The organism is Gilliamella sp. N-G2 (genome assembly GCF_002142215.1).
Taxonomy (GTDB): Bacteria; Pseudomonadota; Gammaproteobacteria; order Enterobacterales; family Orbaceae; genus Gilliamella.
Genome location: NZ_NAST01000007.1, coordinates 88,678 through 108,340, shown reverse-complemented (window position 1 = coordinate 108,340; position 19,663 = coordinate 88,678). Strand labels below are relative to the sequence as shown.

Here is a 19,663-nt window from a genome sequence, read left to right as displayed (position 1 = left end):
TAAGCCTGCCGCCAGCGTTCAATCTGAGCCATGATCAAACTCTTCAATTTAAAGTTTGATGCTCAATAACTGTCTCTGACATAATTCAAATGAATCTTCAGTGTCACTTATCAAGACTTAATTTTTTTAGTCCGTAGACTTTTAATTTTTCGTCTCGCAAGTGCCCACACAGATTGTCTGTTTCTTCTTTTTAAAGAGCTGACAGCTTTTAATTTACTTCACAATTTCTTGTTTCAGTTTGCTGTCTCAAGGGCTGCGTATACTACGCTACACCTTTTTATTCGTCAAGATCTTTTTTTAAAATTTTTGACCTTGCTCACTAACACGACCTTTGTCTGCTTGTCGCTGACGCCGTGTCAGTGGATGCGCATTATAGGCACTTCTTTTTTTTTCGCAAGTTAAAAACTAAAATTAATTAATCGTTCGGGTAAGCTTTAACCACCAGAAATTCTAATACAATGATATTTATAAAGATTATATTCTGATAATTTTTTCATCAGTTTTCCAATATTTGGGTTGCATAGGGTACTTAAGACAATATTATCTTTTAAAGATGACTTTTCTAAATTATTCAGATCAAATCGATCATTAAGTAATGAAGTTACTCGAGTAGCTATCGCGTTTCCTGAATCGATAAAAGTTGTATTAGGAAAAAGTATTCTTAACTCATCTTTAATAAACGGATAATGGGTGCAGCCAAGTACAATAGTATCTGGAATAATAGGTGAATTAAGCCATGGCTGCAATAAAGTTTCAAGTTGCTGCATATCAACAGCAATCCCTTGTAGCTTATTTTCAGCGATATGAGCTAATTCTGATAAACCAAGTAACTTTACACTACAATCTGGCGCAAATTCTTGGATTAAATTATTTGTATATGCTCGTTGTATGGTTGCCTTTGTTGCCAATAAACCGATACATTTATTTTTAGTAACTTTGCTAGCAGGCTTAATTGCAGGTACAACACCTACAATTGGAAAAGAAAAGTTTGTTCGTAAACTAGGTAAACAAATAGTGCTAGCGGTATTACATGCAATCACCGCTAAATCAATAGAGTATGATTGTAAAATGGTATCAATGATACGATTAACTCTAGTAATTAAATATTCAGATGATTTATCACCATAGGGAAATCCTTCATTATCAAAAGCATAAATATAATGTATATTCGGTATTTTATTATAGATTTCTTTATAAATAGATAATCCACCAATACCCGAATCAAAAACTAATACTGTGGGAGATTGTTTTACAATATTCATATATAGTTAATGAAGGTTAAAAAAATAAACGAGCCATATCCTAATTTGATTAAAATTTTATGCAAGTAATTTTGTTTGCGGTAGTGCTGGCTTTTTTTAGAATAAATCATTAAAATGGACGTCTAGATGGTAAAACTGCTAAACACAAGCATCTTTCAAAATTATTTTATATTTAGAGAATTGCACTAAATAAGTTAAAGAAGGTAAAACATGTCAGAATTTCTATTTACTTCAGAATCTGTATCAGAAGGTCACCCTGATAAAATCGCCGATCAAATATCTGATGCTGTATTAGATGCTATTTTAGAACAAGATCCTAAAGCACGAGTTGCTTGTGAAACTTACGTAAAAACCGGTATGGCATTAGTTGGTGGAGAAATTACAACTTCTGCTTGGGTTGACATTGAAGAATTAACCAGAAAAACCATTAATGATATTGGTTATACTAGTTCTGAAATGGGCTTTGATGCCAATTCTTGCGCAGTTCTCAATGCAATTGGTAAGCAATCGCCAGATATTAATCAAGGCGTTGATCGTCAAAATCCACTGGAGCAAGGTGCTGGTGACCAAGGTATTATGTTTGGATATGCTACCAATGAAATGCCTAACTTAATGCCAGCAGCAATTAGTTATGCTCATGATCTTATGCATCGTCAAGCTGAAGTAAGAAAAAATGGTAGTCTCCCATGGTTAAGACCCGATGCCAAAAGCCAAGTCACATTAATTTACCAAGATGGAAAAATTCAAGGAGTTGATACTATAGTTTTATCGACCCAACATTCAGAAGACATTGAACAAAAAGCGTTGCATGAAGCGGTAATGGAAGAGATCATTAAACCAACCCTACCAAGCGAGTGGTTAACTTCAAGAACAAAATATTTTATCAATCCTACTGGGCGTTTTGTTATTGGTGGTCCTATGGGAGATTGTGGTTTAACTGGACGAAAAATTATTGTTGATACTTATGGTGGTGCCGCACGACATGGTGGTGGAGCATTTTCGGGGAAAGATCCTTCAAAAGTAGATCGTTCAGCAGCTTACGCTGCAAGATATGTAGCCAAAAATATTGTAGCCGCAGGACTTGCTGATAAATGTGAATTACAAATTTCTTACGCTATCGGTGTTGCTCACCCAACTTCTATTTATGTTAATACTTTTGGCACTGAAAAAATTGCTCACGATAAAATTATCTCGTTAATAAAAGAATTTTTTGATTTACGTCCTTATGGATTAATTCAAATGCTTGATCTTATCCAGCCAATTTATCAAAAAACGGCAAGCTATGGTCATTTTGGTCGAGATATCTTCCCATGGGAAAAAACCGATAAGGCAGCTATTCTTCGCGATGCAGCAGGATTATAAACAAGTACCAATTTATCTCCAAAATCAAGTATTGGCTTGTTTAAGAACCCACTTAATTCAAGCCAATCAAATATTAACAACCAATTATAAAGAGCCTAAAATCAGTTACAAACCAAAAGGTACTATTGCAGGCTGCGCATTATTAACCCATTGGGAAATACAACTTAATAGCACAATGCTCTATGAGAATAGGAAAGATTTTATTAATGAAGTTGTGCCTCATGAATTAGCTCATCTCATTACTTTTCAATATTTTGGTAAAGTAAAACCACATGGCAAAGAATGGCAATATGTCATGTCTGAAATAATGAAAAAAGAACCAAAAGTGACCCATAATTTCAAGATTAAACGCAACGAATATATATATTTTTGTGACTGCCAAGAGCATTGTTTATCACCAATACGACATAACAAAATTATAAATAATAAAACTAGTTATCAATGTCGTAAATGCGGTACTATACTAAAACTTAAAAACTTTAGTTAATTTTAAAATAAATTATGCCTAATTTTGATACCCACTTTTACAAAAGTTCTATATTTATTGTACTGTTAAGCTTTTTCTTATATATCGTAGGTAACTTTTGTCTGCCATTATATGGAAAACTAACCGTAAGTTTAGTCGAACATATCCAGTCATTATTTTTATTATTTATGTGCGGTTATAGCTATTTTTATGCGAAAAGTGTTAAAAATCATTCAAACCTGTATAAATTTTGGATATGGACAATATTTTGGTGGTTTATGCTATTTGGTCGAGGTATCAGTTGGGGACGAGATTTTTTCCCAGATGTTCCTCGTTTTTATTATAAAATTATTGCTGGTATTATTATGGCAATTCCATTACTAACTATATTTTTGCCAACTATTCGTCAAGAAATAACTCGACGATATAAATATGAAACAATTCCGGTCTGGCATCTATTTTTCGCCTTTTTATTCTTAGGTATCGCCGATACTGCTGAACACCGTCGTTTAGGTTACCAATTTTTGGTGTTAGATCCACAGCGCAAAGATTTAATTGAAGAGTTAATGGAAATACCCTGCCTGTTAAGTCTAGCTTTAACTACTTTTTATATGCAAAAAAATGAAAAAAAGAGGTTAAATAAGTCATGTTAAGCTATCGTCATAGCTATCACGCTGGCAACCATGCCGATGTATTGAAACACATTGTATTAACGCTATGTATTAACTCATTAAAAGAAAAAGAAAAACCATTTTTATACTTAGATACTCATTCGGGAGCCGGTCGTTATTTACTACAAAGTGAACATTCTGAAAAAACAGGGGAATATTTATCTGGTATCAATTTAATTTGGCAACAATCCGAAACACCTGAGTTACTAAACACCTATTTATCGGTTTTAAAACGTTATAATCCTTTCGATAATTTAAAATATTATTTAGGCTCCCCTTTAATAGCTAAACAATTACTAAGAGAACAAGACAAAATCAATCTCACTGAGCTTCATCCTACAGATTATCCATTGTTGCGACAAGAATTCAGTAAAGATAAACGGGCTCGAGTTTTAAGAGAAGATGGATTTTCACAATTAAAATCAAAACTACCTCCCGAATCTCGTCGAGGCATTGTTTTGATTGATCCTTCATATGAAATAAAAGATGATTATCAAAAAATCCCTAAAGCATTATTAGAAGCATATAAACGTTTCGCAACTGGCATTTATTTAATTTGGTATCCGGTTGTTTCTCGAACTCAAACGCAAAAGATGATAGATGAAATTGTTAACTTAGGGATTAAGAAAATTTCTCAATTTGAATTTGCAATCAAACCAGATAATAACCAGAAAGGTATGACGGCTTCAGGTATGATCGTTATTAATCCGCCATGGAAATTACAACAACAAATGCAAACCATTATGCCGTGGTTAAAAAACACGCTGGATACAGAAAAAACAGGGAATTATCTTATCAAAGAGTTAGTGTCTGAATGATTTAAACTGTTTTTAAAAATAAAAAAATGCGAGAATTTCTCGCATTTTTTATCGATAATTTAGAAAATCTAGACTCTAGATTAAGGAAAGAAGTGACAAGCAAACAGATAAATCCATAAAATTATAGTTAGTAACAGAGAAAGAAAAACCGCTGCAGAACCATAATCTTTTGCCCGTCCAGACAATTCATGCCTTTCACTACCAATACGATCCACCACGCATTCAATAGCACTATTGATTAACTCTACAATCATTACAACACCAATTGAACCCAACAATAAAATTCGTTCGTAAATTGAGAAATTGATAAGCATAACTGTAATATAAGCAACAATTAATAAAATCAATTCCTGACGAAATGCAGTTTCGTATTTTATTGCTGATTTAAATCCCTTAAAAGAATATTTAGTAGCATTAATTATGCGTTTTAATCCCTTAGGCTTATCCATTTTTACATTCCATTTTAGCGTACATAACCATAATTCATAAGACGCTGGAAACGTCTTTCAAGTAGTACTGATAATTCCAAACTTTCCAATTCATCGAGATCAGATAATAATTGCTTTTTAAGTGAAGCGGCAACCGCCGTATAATCACGATGTGCACCACCTAGAGGTTCGGGTATAACAGCATCAATAAGTTTTAGTTTTATCAATTTATCTGCTGTCATATTCATTGCCTCAGCCGCCACAGGTGCTTTATCTGCACTTTTCCAAAGAATAGACGCACAACCTTCAGGAGAAATAACTGAGTAAGTACTATACTGTAGCATATTGACTTTATCTGCGACACCAATTGCAAGTGCGCCACCTGATCCTCCTTCACCAATGACAGTACAAATTGTTGGTACATTTAATCGTGACATTTCACGTAGGTTACGGGCAATTGCCTCAGCTTGTCCTCTTTCCTCTGCACCAATTCCAGGATAGGCTCCTGGTGTATCAATAAATGTAATAATTGGTAACTTAAATCGCTCAGCCATTTGCATTAATCTCAATGCTTTACGGTAACCTTCTGGCGCAGGCATACCAAAGTTACGATAGATTTTCTGTTTGGTTTCACGGCCTTTTTGGTGCCCAATAACCATAACGGGGCGGTCATCTATGCGCGCTATGCCACCAACAATTGCTTTATCATCCGCATAAGCTCGATCACCAGCCAACTCGTCAAAATCGGTAAAAATTTCATTAATGTAGTCTAATGTATACGGGCGATTAGGGTGCCTAGCTAACTGAGCCACATCCCAAGGTGATAGATTAGAAAATATTTTTTTAGTCAATTCACGACTTTTCTGATTTAATTGCTTAATTTCTTTATCTAAATTAATATCTAATTCAACTTGTTGCGAATCAATATTCTTTAAGGAATTAATTTTTGCTTCTAATTCCGCTATCGGCTTTTCAAATTCCAAAAAATTGTTCATAACGCTTGTGATTGCCTCTTGTATTATTTGTATTTTATAAAAAATACGTTACTAAATTTAGTATACAGACTATTTATTAAAATAAAATTAAATCAATTTTACTATGTAATTGTCATTGAAGTCATCAATATTTATTATTAATACACTTAAACAGGTTAAATAGCACCTTTAATGTTTATTTAAATCTTTATTTCTAAATAGACCAGATTTTTTATTACTTATTCGATTAATATAACTTAATTAATCAAATTCAAAATTTACACGCTCGTTACCTAATAAGGTTTTTAGTTCTATTATTAGTGCATCTTCAGGTACTATACGCCAAGTGGTACCAAATTGTAGGCGTACGATAGAGTCTTCTCTTTGATAATATAAATTAATTGGAACACTACCGTGTCGATAAGGCTCTATAATTTGCTGTAGTCGTTGTAAGATTGCCCGATTAACCTCAATATCAGTTAATGTAATAGCTAACCCTTTAACATATTTAGCCCGAGCATCTTTTAAATCAACAATATCACGAACAGATAATTTAAACCCACCATTGAAATCATCATGACTTACTTGCCCTGAAACAATTAGAATTTTATCTTTTACCAGTAAATGACCAAATTTATCTAATGCTTCAGAAAAAAGCATGCCATCAATTCGCCCTGACCTATCATCTAAAGTGAATAATCCAATTTTATTACCTTTTTTGGTAATTCGAACTCTGGCATCAACAACAATACCAGCAAAAGTAGCCATTTTGCCCCATCCAGTAGGAGCTGCCTCACTAATACGAAGGCCCCCTGAATATCGATTGAGTTCTTTTAAATATTGGGTAACCGGATGGCCGGTTAAATAAAGTCCTAATGCTTCACGTTCACCATCAAGTAAAACTTGTGCCGGTAATTCAGGTACAGCAGCATATGCGTGCTCAACTTGTTCTGGCTCTTCAGCAAGGACACCAAACATATCTTCTTGACCAATATTCTTCGCTTTAGCGTATTGATCTGCCGCTTGCATTGCATCATTGATACTATGTAAAATAGCCGCTCTATGTGGTCCTAATTTATCAAAAGCACCTGCCATAGTTAATTTCTCTAACACCCGACGATTAATTTTTTTCATATCCGTTCGAGCACAAAGCTCGAAGATATTTTTAAAATAACCACCGCTATTACGAGCTTCAACAATAGCTTCTATTGGGCCTTCCCCTACTCCCTTTATAGCACCAATACCGTAAACAATTTCACCTTTATCATTCACATGAAAATGGTAAAGACCACTATTAATATCAGGAGGATTAACTTGCAACCCCATTCGTAGACATTCGTCAACTAAACCAACAATTTTATCAGTATTGTCCATATCAGCAGTCATTACTGCAGCCATAAATTCAGCCGGATAATGTGTCTTTAACCATAAAGTCTGATAGGAAACAAGTGCATAAGCAGCAGAGTGAGATTTATTAAAGCCATAACCAGCAAATTTTTCAACCAGATCAAAAATATGCATTGAAAGTTCACCATCAACGCCTTGCCTTTCCGCACCTTCTTTAAAAACAGAACGCTGCTTAGCCATCTCTTCTGGTTTTTTCTTACCCATCGCTCGTCGTAACAAGTCTGCGCCACCTAGCGTATAACCAGATAGTGTTTGGGCAATTTGCATAACTTGTTCTTGATATAAAATTATGCCATAAGTTGGTTCTAATATTGGTTTAAGAGATTCGTGTTGGTGATTGATATCTGGATAAGATACTTCTTCTCGTCCATGCTTACGGTCAATAAAATTATCCACCATCCCTGACTGTAACGGCCCCGGTCGAAATAAAGCAACTAAAGCGATCATATCTTCAAAACAGTCGGGCTTTAATCGCCTGATCAAATCTTTCATACCACGCGATTCCAATTGAAAAACCGCTGTAGTTTCAGCCTTTAATAATAATTGGAAAGATTCTTCATCATCTAATGGAATACGCGTAATATCAACTGTTGGCTTACCATCCCTTAACTGACGCTCATTAATCATTTTAATCGCCCAGTCAATAATGGTTAAGGTGCGTAATCCTAAGAAGTCAAATTTAACCAGTCCTGCATATTCAACATCATTTTTATCAAATTGAGTTACAGGATGATGCCCCTCAGAATCACAATAAATAGGAGAAAAATCAGTGATCTTCGTCGGGGATATTACTACGCCACCAGCATGTTTACCGGCATTGCGAGTTACCCCTTCCAACTGTCTGGCGATATCAATAAGCGATTTAACCTCTTCATTATTATCATAAAGCTCTTGCAATTGTGGTTCAGCTTCAAATGCTTTAGCTAAGGTCATACCAGGATCAAGAGGAATTAATTTTGATATACGATCAACAAATCCATAAGGATGGCCAAGTACTCGCCCTACATCACGAATAACCGCTTTAGCAGCCATAGTACCAAAGGTAATAATTTGAGATACCGCATCCCGACCATACATATCAGCAACGTGATCAATAACCATATCACGCTTTTCCATACAAAAGTCGACATCAAAATCCGGCATAGAAACCCGTTCTGGATTCAAAAAACGTTCAAACAGTAAATCAAATGCTAATGGATCTAAATCAGTTATTTTTAAAGCATACGCAACCAGTGATCCTGCCCCTGAACCACGTCCAGGGCCAACGGGAATATCGTTATCTTTCGACCATTGAATAAATTCCATTACGATCAAAAAGTAACCCGGAAACCCCATCTGATTTATTACGTTTAATTCTGTTTCTAATCGCTCATCATATTGTGAACGTTTTTGTTTTCGTTCTTCCGGATCAGGAAAAAGAAACGCTAATCGTTCTTCTAGACCCTGACGCGATTTATGTACCAAAAATTCTTCGGTCGACATATCACCGGTAGGAAATTGAGGTAAAAAATATTCACCGAGGCGAATAGTTACATTACATCGTTTGGCTATTTCAACACTATTTTCCAATGCTTCAGGAATGTCGGAAAATAATTTACACATCTCTTGTTCTGAGCGCAAATATTGCTCAGATGAGTAATTTTTCGGTCTATTTGGATCGTCAAGTGTATTACCGTCATGAATCGCGACGCGAATTTCATGCGCTTCAAAATCAGAAGGAGTCAAGAAACGAACATCATTAGTTGCCACAACGGGTAAGGAATATTGTTCAGCTAATTTAATAGCACTATAAATAAATAACTCTTCATTAACGCGATTGGTACGAACTAATTCAAAATAAAAATGTTGATCAAAATGATCTAAATAATAATTGACGGCCTCATCAATAATCGCTTGATTATCACGAATAACACCAATACCAATATCACTTTCCCGACCAGCTAATATGATTAATCCTTCTCGATGCAGAGTTAACCATTCTTGATCAACAACTGGCATATCACCGATATAACCTCGCTGATAAGCTTTTGAAATTAGCATTGTAAGATTTTGATAGCCGGTATTATTAGCCGCTAATATAGTTAATCGATAAATATCATCATTTAATTGTGAACTTTTAACTGCTAAGTCAGCACCAATAATGGGTTTTATGCCTTTTCCCATGGCAGAACCATAGAACTTAACTAGTCCGCAAAGATTGGTAAAATCAGTAATCGCAAAAGCAGGCATTTGCAATTTGCTTATTTCATTGACTAAAGCGCCCACTTTAGCAATGCCGTCAACCATTGAAAAATCGCTATGCAAATGAAGATGAATAAACTTAGGTTCAGTCATATTTACCAAAATTATTACACAAAAAATTAGTTACAATTATAGCATAAACTAGATGAATATTATTATTGTCTTTATTTATCGCAAAATCAGCCAATTAAGCAATTAGTAAAACTTCCGTTAAAAAAATAACAGAAGTTAAGCAAATTTATCTGGATAAGTGCTAAAATTATTTGCGTCGTAAACCTTCAGCATTAGCTGCTTTTATTGCTGCGAATACTGTTTCTGGAGAAACTTCAGCTGGAGAATTATGAATTGACTCACCTTGCGCACAAGCTAAAGTTGCCACTTGCATCAAATCATCATCGCTAACATTAGCTAAGCCAATTTCTGCTAGCGTAGTTGGCAACCCTACGGACTGACAAAAATGATAAACAGTTTCGATCATTTGTGGATCACTATCAATTAACATTAACATAGCTAGGGTACCAAACGCCACTTTTTCACCATGCCAATACTGATGTGTCGCTTCTAATGCGGTAAATCCATTATGAATGGCATGAGCAGCTGAAAGCCCGCCACTTTCAAATCCTAATCCAGAAAGTAGTGTATTGGCTTCAATCACATGCTCTAGTGCAGAGGTTACTACTTTTTGTTCACAAGCATTTTTAGCCTGAACACCATATTTTAACAATATTTCAAAACAAAATTTTGCTAGCGCAAAGGCGGTCATTGGGCCTGGTCGCCCTGTCATGTTTCCAGCTTTTGATTGTCGACAATCTTCAGCTTCAAACCAAGTGGCTAAAGCATCCCCCATACCTGCAACTAAAAATCTTGCAGGTGCATTAGCAATAACTTTTGAATCAACTAAAACGACATCAGGATTTCTTGGTAATACAAAATAGCGTTTAAATTCACCTGTTGAGGTATAAATTACTGATAAAGCACTACAAGGCGCATCGGTTGAGGCTAGTGTTGGTACAACAACACAAGGATAATTAATAGTCGCGGCAACCGCTTTTGCGGTATCAATAACCTTACCTCCACCGATACCAACAATCACATCAATATTTTGAGCTTTGGCTAACTCAATAATTCTTGTTATCTCTTCGTCACTACACTCTCGGTTAAAAATATCAACTACACTTTCAATCTTACCGGATAGTGATTTTTCGATAGTTTTAGATAAATTTTTGTGGGCAGATGGACTTTCCAACAATAACGCTTTTTTACCTAACCTTGCTAATTCTTCGCCTAAACTATTTTCAATGGCATTAAAACCTTGAATGTAACGATTAGGGAAAAGTGCAGTAGTAATCATAATAACAACTCCTAAAAATTAAAAAAATCTTGCATAGATAAATCTTATTACCATTATTGAGAAAAATATTTTTTATCTATGTGGTTACGTGTAAACATACGCTTTTATTATGAATAAGCTACTAAATATTTTTAAAAATGAGGTATATGCCACATTTTTTATTTTGAAAAGTATTGTCAAAAGATTAAATTAGATGATTCCCATCACTAAACCGTGATGGGAAGAAAGGTGATTAGATCTTCTTGAATAAAACTGAACCGTTGGTACCACCAAAACCAAATGAATTACAAAGAGCATATTCTAAGTTTTTCACTTGACGAGCTGTATGTGGAACATAATCAAGATCACATCCTTCATCAGGATTATCTAGATTAATTGTTGGTGGAACAGCCTGATCTCGTAAGGCAAGCACCGTAAAAATAGATTCAACAGCACCAGCAGCACCTAGTAAATGCCCAATCATAGATTTGGTTGAACTTACCATTACTTTATTAGCGTTTTCTTGGAAAATACTTTTAACTGCCTGAGTTTCAGCTTTGTCACCAGCAGGAGTTGATGTACCATGAGCATTAATATAACCAATTTGTTCAGGTGTTATACCTGCATCACGAATTGCACATTTCATGGCTAATGCAGCTCCGCTACCGTCAGCTGGAGGTGAAGTCATATGATAAGCATCACCACTCATACCAAAGCCAACTACTTCAGCATAAATTTTAGCACCACGCTTTTTAGCATGTTCATATTCTTCTAGGAACATGATACCAGCCCCATCACCAAGCACAAAACCATCACGGTCTTTATCCCATGGGCGACTTGCAGCTTTTGGATTATCATTATTCGTTGATAATGCTCTAGCGGCACCAAAACCGCCTATACCAAGAGGAGTACTCGCTTTTTCACCACCTCCAGCTAACATCGCATCAGCATCACCATAAGCAATCATACGAGCTGCATGGCCAATGTTATGTACACCAGAAGAGCAAGCAGTAGCAATAGTAATACTTGGACCTTTTAATCCATAAATGATGGATAAATGACCTGCAATCATATTAACTATAGTTGAAGGTACAAAAAAAGGACTAATTTTACGTGGTCCACCATTAACTAATGCACTATGATTTTCTTCAATTAATCCTAGTCCACCAATACCTGAACCGATAGCACAACCGATGCGCTCAGCATTTTCTTCTGTAATTTCAATGCCCGCGTCTTGCATTGCCTGCATACCTGCAGCAATACCATATTGGATAAAATAATCCATTTTACGTGCATCTTTACGTGAAATATTATAATCTTCGCCATTAAAGTCTTTAACCATCGCGGCGAAGCGCGTTGCAAAAGGGGCTGTATCAAAGTGTTCTATAAGTTCTACTCCACTTTGACCTGCTAATAAAGCTTGCCAAGTAGAATCAACTGTATTACCTACTGGAGATATCATGCCCATTCCAGTAACAACAACTCTGCATTTAGACACATTGTCCTCCAGAAAAGGATTGAAATGAAATTTGAATCATTGAAATTTTTATTATCAGTTTTCAGAATTAACTTATGCCAAATTCTTTTTTGAAAAATAGTGACATAAATACAAACTAGGCGATCATTTGACCGCCTATTATGAAAACTCTGCCAACCTTATTGATTTGCAGTAATGTAATCAATTGCTGATTGTACAGTTGTAATTTTTTCAGCTTCTTCATCAGGAATTTCAGTATCAAATTCTTCTTCTAAAGCCATAACTAATTCAACTGTATCAAGAGAGTCAGCGCCAAGATCTTCAACGAAAGAAGATTCATTTTTAACTTCGTCCTCTTTCACACCAAGTTGCTCAACAATAATTTTCTTAACTCGCTCTTCAATAGTGCTCATACTCTTTTTTTTCCTATAAATATCGCCGAAAGTGGCGGTGAATGTAAGTTTATAAAATGTTGAAAAAGATGCCAATCATTTTTCAACCCAATTGCTTAATTTTTGTTCAAAAAGTAAATTATTGGTTCATTTTACACTATTCTGATGAATTACACCATATACATGCCACCATTGACATGCAAAGTTTCACCAGTGATGTAAGATGCCTCATCAGAAGCAAAGAACGCAACTGCATTAGCAATTTCAGCTGGTTCGCCTAAACGCCCTGCTGGTACTTGTGCTAATGTTAACGCTTTTTGTTCATCAGTTAATGCTTCTGTCATGTCAGTTGCAATGAACCCTGGGGCGACTACATTTACCGTAATACCTCGAGATGCAACTTCACGTGCTAGTGATTTACTAAATCCAATCAATCCTGCTTTTGCCGCCGCATAGTTAGCTTGGCCAGCATTGCCCATAGTCCCAACAACAGATCCTATAGTAATGATTCTACCATAACGTTTTTTCATCATAGTACGCATTAATGCTTTTGATAAACGAAATACCGATGTTAAATTAGTATCTAAAATATCTTGCCATTCATCTTCTTTCATTCGCATTAATAAATTATCACGGGTAATACCGGCATTATTAACTAGAATATCGATATCGCCAAATTCCGTTTTAATGGCATTAATGGTTGATTCAATCGATGCTTCGTCGGTCACATTTAGCGCTAAACCTTTACCGTTAGAGCCTAAATAATCACTTATAGCTTGTGCACCTTTTTCTGTTGTTGCAGTTCCAATTACGGTAGCACCACAAGCAACTAATTTTTCTGCAATTGCTTTACCAATTCCACGGCTAGCACCTGTGACTAAAGCAATTTTTCCTGATAGGTTCATAACTACCCCTTTTATCATTTATTTAGTATTTTCTATTGCAACATCTAATGACGCTTTATCATTAACAGCGCATGCTGATAATGAATCAACAATTCGTTTAGTTAAACCAGTTAATACTTTACCAGGTCCCATTTCCATTAACAGTGTCACTCCTTGTTTTGCCATTTCTTCAACACTTTCAGTCCAACGAACAGGACTATATAGCTGAGCTATTAATGCGGCTTTAATTTTTTCTGCTGATGTTTCAACTTTAACATCGACATTATTAATTACCGCAAATTTAGGAGTATTAAATGTAATATCATTTAAAGTTATCGCTAATTTATCAGCAGCAGGTTTCATTAAAGCACAATGAGAAGGTACACTAACTGCAAGCGGTAATGCGCGTTTAGCTCCAGCCTCTTTACAAAGCGCACCTGCGCGTTCAACAGCGTCTTTATTACCGGCAATAACAACTTGGCCTGGTGAATTGAAATTAACTGGTGCAACAACTTGACCTTGAGCCGCTTGTTCACATGCTTTTTGAATTGAATCGTTATCTAAACCAATAATAGCAAACATCGCGCCAGTACCACTTGGCACCGCTTCTTGCATTAGTTTTCCACGTAATTCAACTAATTTAATGGCATCTTTAAAATCAATTACGCCGGCACATACCAATGCTGAGTATTCTCCTAAACTGTGACCAGCCATAAATTCAGGTTGAGCACCATTTATACTTTGCCAAACACGGTAAATAGCTACCGATGAAGCAAGTAATGCAGGTTGAGTTTGCCAAGTTTTATTGAGTTCTTCAGCTGGCCCTTCTTGCACTAAAGCCCATAAATCATAACCTAACACTTGTGACGCTTCATCAAAAGTTGACTTAACAACTGGATAGTTTTCCGCAAGATCTTTTAACATACCTACAGCTTGTGAGCCTTGTCCTGGGAATACCATTGCAAATTTGGTCATTTTTGAAATCCTTGATTACCTAAAATAAGTTATAAATTAAAATTTAACGAGTGCCGAGCCCCAAACAAAACCACCACCGAAAGCTTCTAATAAAATTAATTGCCCTCGCTTAATACGGCCATCTCGTACCCCAGTATCTAAAGCACAAGGCACGGAAGCGGCAGAAGTATTGCCTTGTTTATCAAGCGTCACAATAACCTTACTCATATCCATATCAAGGCGTTTAGCCGTTGCTGAAATAATACGTAAATTAGCTTGATGAGGAACTAACCAATCTAAATCTGATTTTTTAAAGGCATTTTCGTTCAAAAGTTCATCGACTAAATTTGAAAGTTCTTTGACCGCAATTTTGAATACTTCATTACCATGCATTGTCATATAGACAGGATCATTTAGTGAACGACGATCGACATAGGGATATTTTAACAATTCACCATAACGACCATTTGCATGAAGATGAGAAGCAATAATCCCAGGTTCTTGAGAAGCACCGACCACAACCGCGCCCGCACCATCACCAAAAATAATAATTGTGCCGCGATCATTTGGATCAACACCACGAGTTAACATATCGGAGCCAACAACTAAGGCATATTTAATTGCGCCACTTTTTACATATTTATCAGCAATATCTAGCGCATAGATAAATCCTGAACAAGCTGCCGATACATCAAATGCAATTACATCTCCCAGTTCCAATTTAGCTTGTAATTCAGTAGCTGAACTAGGAAAAGCATTAACCGATGTGGCTGTTGCAACAATAATTAAACCAATTTCTTGTTTATCAATATCAGCCATTTCAATCGCGTTAATCGCTGCTTCATAAGCCATACTCGTAACGGTTTCATCGGGTGCGGCAATACGTCTCTCTTTAATACCAGTACGAGTTGTTATCCACTCGTCACTAGTATCCACCATCTTTTCAAGATCGGCATTGGTTCTTATTTGTTTTGGAAGGTAACTTCCTGTTCCTAATATCTTTGTATACATCTAATTATTCGCTCTTAGGTAGTGCGGAAGAAAGACTGTTGGCAATCTTCTCAGGTATATTGGTTTCGATAGCTAAAATAGCTTGTTCAATTGCTGCAAAAAAAGATTTTTGATTGGCACTACCGTGACTTTTAATCACAATACTTTGAAGTCCAAGTAAACAAGCCCCATTATATCGTCCAGGGTCTAAATAACCAAAATTTTTTACTATTTTTCGTTGCAGCCACTTACTCAACAATTTCATAATTAATGAATTATGCCCTAACAGCATTTTGAATGATGACATAAAAATTTTGATTAGTCCTTCTACGGTTTTTAACGTCACATTACCCACAAAACCATCACAAACAAGCACATCGGTTTTACCAGTTAACAACTCGTTACCTTCTAAATAACCGATATAATTAATTTGATCATTGGCTTTCAAAATAGACGCAGCAGCACGAATTTTATCTAATCCCTTAATATCTTCTTCACCAATATTAAGCAAGGCAACCCGCGGATTTTCAATGTGCAGCACTGACTTTGCTAAAATTTCGCCCATTATGGCAAATTGCACTAACATATCACTATCGCATTCTGCATTAGCCCCTAAATCAAGCACGACTGTGTTTTGATTATTCAAAGCAGGAATAGTTGCAACTAACGCCGGTCGATCGATGCCAGTTAATGAATGCAATAATAACTTAGAAAGTCCCATCAGCGCACCGGTATTACCAGCACTGACACAAGCCTGAGCTTTATTGCTTTTTACTAACTCTAATGCAATTCTCATTGAGGAGCCTTGACTATGCCTAATCGCATAAGAAGGTTTCATATCATTAGTAATGATAGATGTTGATTCTGTTACCATCAAGCGACCAGTTTCTTGGTACTGGGTAACTAGCTTGGTATTTTCTTTAGATAAAAAAAATCTAACTTCCTTTGTGTCACCAACAAGAAAGATAGAAAGATTAGGATAATGATGTAATGCTTGAATTGCAGCAGGAACAACAATACGAGGACCAAAGTCCCCGCTCATAGCATCTAACGCAATGGTTAGATTATCCAAAATGTCACCTGAAGATTTCTAATTACTAATTAATTATTTAGAAATCACTTTTCGGCCGCGATAATAACCATCAGCGGTTACGTGATGACGTAAATGAGTTTTACCTGATTCATCAACTGAGATATTAGCAACAGTTAATGCATCATGAGAACGACGCATACCACGTTTTGCACGAGTTTTACGATTCTGTTGAACAGCCATGGATTTACCCCTTATTCTTTAAACTAACTAAAATTGCAAATGGATTTGGTTTTTCATTCTCAGCAGGAATTTCACCAAACACCATATCTGCCTCTGACACTTCGCAGTGTTTACTATCATGCACCGGCGCAATTGGTAATGAGAGAATAATTTCGTCCTCAATTAACGCTAATATATCTACTTCACCAAACTCGTTAACTAAAACGGGTTCATAATGTTCCGGTAATGTCTCTGCTTGAGCATCGCTCTTAACAGGACTAAATTTATTCATCACATGAACTTCAGTGATAAAAGGTTTAAAACAACGCTGACAAATTTGTTCTAGCGTCATTTTTGCATCAATGGTGATAACGCAAAGTCTTTGCTCATCAAAATCAAAAGACAAATGACATTCGATATCACTTTTTGGACTTTCAATCCTTGTTGCACTTTTTGCTGGATAATATCCAACATAATCAAGTCTTTTTTGTGCTGCTTTGATTGGGTCAATTGTTAATGGTAATTTATTTTGCATAAGATATGCATGCCTACCTTAAAAATTATTAAGTGCAGCTAAAAACCACACAAAGCCATAAGGCGCGCATAATACCTTTAAATCACCATTTCGTCAATGGGCAAGCACATGATAATTTGTTTTAATTGTTGATTATTTCTTAAATATTTATAATTATTATTTTACTTATTTCTTAACAGAAAATTTTGAGGAACAGTTTTTTTTAGCGCTCAAAATTGTTATTTATTTAATCGCTAAATAACTTGTGTTACTCGCTTAGTTGAATCCCTTTCTTAATTGCAAATTAACTCAAGTTTATTACGATAAACGCCCAAAACTATCTTTTACAATAGCTTGAAAATCATCAAAATTACGACTATTTAACAACCTCTTAGTTGATCTCTCTTTAACAAAATTGACGACTAAGTTATAAATTCGCATCGCATCTTCGTATTCATCTTTGCTAATTGCTAATAAGAAAATAACATGCGCAATTTCATTTTTATTCCATTCAATACCTTGAGGAGCCAAAATAGTGGTAACCACTGTCTTTTTAGCCAACAACCCAACTGAATGAGGAATAGCAATATTTTCACCGATTAAAGTCGATACAATACTTTCTCGTTCTACTACCGATGGATAAAAGTCCTGTCCCACATATCCAAATTTTTCCAGTCGTTGACAAACTATCTGGAATAGTTCGCTTTGTGTCATCGGTTTGTCAATAATTAGGAAAAATTTTTCATTAAAAAAACGCTCAATAATATATGGCATAGTGCGATCAACCATTGATAAACGCCCTAATTGTTCTAGTTGATAAGGCGTTGGAAATGGCGCTATTTTCACTATTTGCTTATCTTTTTCGTTTAAGCGAACCGTCGATACCACAAAATCTTCTTCAATATGCGTTAACTGTTCATATTCTCTATACGAAATCGTTCGATTAATTAAAATATGAGGAAAATCGCGTTTAATTTTTGATTCAATCATACGCAAAGTAGCGTTACCCAATTCACTGACTAATAAAATTTGCACTAATCTTTCATATCCTGCACTATAATTGCGTTCTAATGCTACCCCTATATGAATTGCTAAATAGCTGATTTCGTCTTCAGTCATTTTCACATCAGTAAACTTAGGAATATTCGCTAATGCCGATAAAGTAATATCATAAGCAAAAGGATAATATTGTTTAATTTCATGTAATAACGGATTAGATGTATGAATTTGATATTTTATGCGAGATAGCAACGATGAAATATGAATTAACATATCTTGACGTAGCTTCATATCTTGTTTCAAATTATAGTGATAAGAATCATTGATATAAGATAAGATATGTTCAAATAACTCTAAACTTTTGGCTTGATTAGGTGATTGCATAATAGTACGCGACATGATTTGCACACATAAATAGTTGAATTCAGCATCAGAAAGGGTACTACCTAAAAAATAGGAGAAGCCTTCAGAAACTTCACGTGCCGCACCAATAACTGTCGAATCAATATTATCGACTTGATATTCTACTAATTCATGCCCTTGCGTAATTCTGGTGATTGAAACGGCACAACAATAGAGCAAATATCCTTGCCCTTCCGAAGTTAATTTTAATTCAAAACGTTCAAACTGATTTTGTAGTACATTTTCCAGATAATCTAAATCAATATCAGATAATATTGCCTGAATTAATCGATTAACATTGATAGTGTCCCCTGTGATATGGTTTTGCCATAATATATCAGTTAAACACGCTCGAATAGCCGACTCCTCACCAACTAATCGCATACCCGAATAAGGACGATTATCGAGAGATAAATGATATTTATCTAAATATTGTTTAACTTCGATAACATCATTTTGTAATGTATTACGACTCAAAAACCACTCACCAGCAATATCATCCAATTTTACCGATTTTGATTGTGTTAAAAACGCAATCAATAAGGCGGAAACTCGTTCTTTATTAGTCCGAGGAACCCTTTCTATTTGCTGAACAATCGGTATGGTTGCATACAAATTAGGATCGGATATGACAAGGTGATAACCAACGTTTTTAACATAATCAACTTGAGCGCCATAGGTGTGTAATACATCGTTAAGAGCAACAATATCAGAACGAATAGTTCTTATTGATACTGAAAAACGATTTGCTAACTCTTTTTGAGGTAGCAATTCGTTTTTTATCGTATCAAAAATATACGCTAATCGTTGATACGGGAATAGCAAATTAGATGCCATTAC

Annotated in this window: 18 protein-coding genes; 4 read left to right on the top strand and 14 right to left on the bottom strand. The window is 35.5% G+C overall.

Features of this window, described 5'->3' with window-relative positions; translation table 11 throughout:
• Positions 1 to 434: 434 nt before the first annotated feature.
• Complete coding sequence (murI, locus tag B6C99_RS05195; protein WP_086358861.1) at positions 435 to 1,262, bottom strand: glutamate racemase; 828 nt, start codon at positions 1,260 to 1,262, stop codon at positions 435 to 437.
• A gap of 210 nt (positions 1,263 to 1,472) precedes the next feature.
• Here murI and metK point away from each other — a divergent pair, with 210 nt between their 5' ends.
• The 4 genes from metK to B6C99_RS05175 all read left to right on the top strand — a co-directional run bounded on the left by metK (position 1,473) and on the right by B6C99_RS05175 (position 4,579).
• Positions 1,473 to 2,624: a methionine adenosyltransferase gene (gene metK / locus B6C99_RS05190; RefSeq protein ID WP_086358860.1), complete on the top strand. Its 1,152-nt coding sequence runs from the start codon at positions 1,473 to 1,475 to the stop codon at positions 2,622 to 2,624.
• Complete coding sequence (locus tag B6C99_RS05185; protein WP_086358859.1) at positions 2,608 to 3,111, top strand: SprT family zinc-dependent metalloprotease; 504 nt, start codon at positions 2,608 to 2,610, stop codon at positions 3,109 to 3,111. The genes metK and B6C99_RS05185 overlap by 17 nt, the downstream gene beginning before the upstream one ends.
• A 257-nt stretch (positions 3,112 to 3,368) precedes the next feature.
• On the top strand, positions 3,369 to 3,743 hold the full coding sequence (locus B6C99_RS05180; RefSeq protein ID WP_086358858.1) for a hypothetical protein: 375 nt from the start codon (positions 3,369 to 3,371) through the stop codon (positions 3,741 to 3,743).
• Entirely contained in the window at positions 3,737 to 4,579 is an 843-nt protein-coding gene (locus B6C99_RS05175; protein ID WP_086358857.1) for a 23S rRNA (adenine(2030)-N(6))-methyltransferase RlmJ, read from the top strand. The genes B6C99_RS05180 and B6C99_RS05175 overlap by 7 nt, the downstream gene beginning before the upstream one ends.
• An 80-nt stretch (positions 4,580 to 4,659) precedes the next feature.
• On the opposite strand, the gene B6C99_RS05170 is transcribed toward B6C99_RS05175, so the two are convergent.
• The 13 genes from B6C99_RS05170 to B6C99_RS05110 form a co-directional block, all read right to left on the bottom strand.
• Complete coding sequence (locus B6C99_RS05170) at positions 4,660 to 5,028, bottom strand: diacylglycerol kinase (RefSeq protein WP_086358856.1); 369 nt, start codon at positions 5,026 to 5,028, stop codon at positions 4,660 to 4,662.
• 14 nt (positions 5,029 to 5,042) lie between these two features.
• Positions 5,043 to 6,002, bottom strand: a complete 960-nt coding sequence (gene accA, locus B6C99_RS05165) for an acetyl-CoA carboxylase carboxyl transferase subunit alpha (protein ID WP_065614597.1) — start codon at positions 6,000 to 6,002, stop codon at positions 5,043 to 5,045.
• Between the two features lie 240 nt (positions 6,003 to 6,242).
• Positions 6,243 to 9,722, bottom strand: coding sequence for a DNA polymerase III subunit alpha (gene dnaE, locus B6C99_RS05160; RefSeq protein WP_086358855.1), 3,480 nt, complete (start codon positions 9,720 to 9,722; stop codon positions 6,243 to 6,245).
• 166 nt (positions 9,723 to 9,888) lie between these two features.
• A complete protein-coding gene (locus tag B6C99_RS05155; RefSeq protein ID WP_086358854.1) occupies positions 9,889 to 10,980 on the bottom strand; it encodes a glycerol dehydrogenase in 1,092 nt (363 codons plus the stop codon).
• Positions 10,981 to 11,212: 232 nt separating this feature from the next.
• Positions 11,213 to 12,457 (bottom strand): beta-ketoacyl-ACP synthase II, encoded by a 1,245-nt coding sequence (gene fabF, locus B6C99_RS05150; protein ID WP_086358853.1) that lies wholly within the window; start codon positions 12,455 to 12,457, stop codon positions 11,213 to 11,215.
• 158 nt (positions 12,458 to 12,615) lie between these two features.
• Positions 12,616 to 12,849 (bottom strand): acyl carrier protein, encoded by a 234-nt coding sequence (gene acpP, locus B6C99_RS05145; RefSeq protein WP_025316503.1) that lies wholly within the window; start codon positions 12,847 to 12,849, stop codon positions 12,616 to 12,618.
• 149 nt (positions 12,850 to 12,998) lie between these two features.
• Entirely contained in the window at positions 12,999 to 13,733 is a 735-nt protein-coding gene (gene fabG / locus B6C99_RS05140; RefSeq protein ID WP_086358852.1) for a 3-oxoacyl-ACP reductase FabG, read from the bottom strand.
• 18 nt (positions 13,734 to 13,751) lie between these two features.
• A complete protein-coding gene (gene fabD, locus B6C99_RS05135; RefSeq protein ID WP_086358851.1) occupies positions 13,752 to 14,687 on the bottom strand; it encodes an ACP S-malonyltransferase in 936 nt (311 codons plus the stop codon).
• A 36-nt stretch (positions 14,688 to 14,723) separates the two neighbouring features.
• Positions 14,724 to 15,677: a beta-ketoacyl-ACP synthase III gene (locus B6C99_RS05130; RefSeq protein ID WP_086358850.1), complete on the bottom strand. Its 954-nt coding sequence runs from the start codon at positions 15,675 to 15,677 to the stop codon at positions 14,724 to 14,726.
• Positions 15,678 to 15,681: 4 nt separating this feature from the next.
• Positions 15,682 to 16,728: a phosphate acyltransferase PlsX gene (plsX, locus tag B6C99_RS05125; protein WP_086358849.1), complete on the bottom strand. Its 1,047-nt coding sequence runs from the start codon at positions 16,726 to 16,728 to the stop codon at positions 15,682 to 15,684.
• Between the two features lie 33 nt (positions 16,729 to 16,761).
• Positions 16,762 to 16,929, bottom strand: coding sequence for a 50S ribosomal protein L32 (gene rpmF / locus B6C99_RS05120; protein ID WP_025316508.1), 168 nt, complete (start codon positions 16,927 to 16,929; stop codon positions 16,762 to 16,764).
• Between the two features lie 4 nt (positions 16,930 to 16,933).
• Entirely contained in the window at positions 16,934 to 17,443 is a 510-nt protein-coding gene (gene yceD / locus B6C99_RS05115; protein WP_086320900.1) for a 23S rRNA accumulation protein YceD, read from the bottom strand.
• A gap of 297 nt (positions 17,444 to 17,740) precedes the next feature.
• Entirely contained in the window at positions 17,741 to 19,660 is a 1,920-nt protein-coding gene (locus tag B6C99_RS05110) for a transcription antiterminator (protein WP_086358848.1), read from the bottom strand.
• Positions 19,661 to 19,663: the final 3 nt, after the last annotated feature.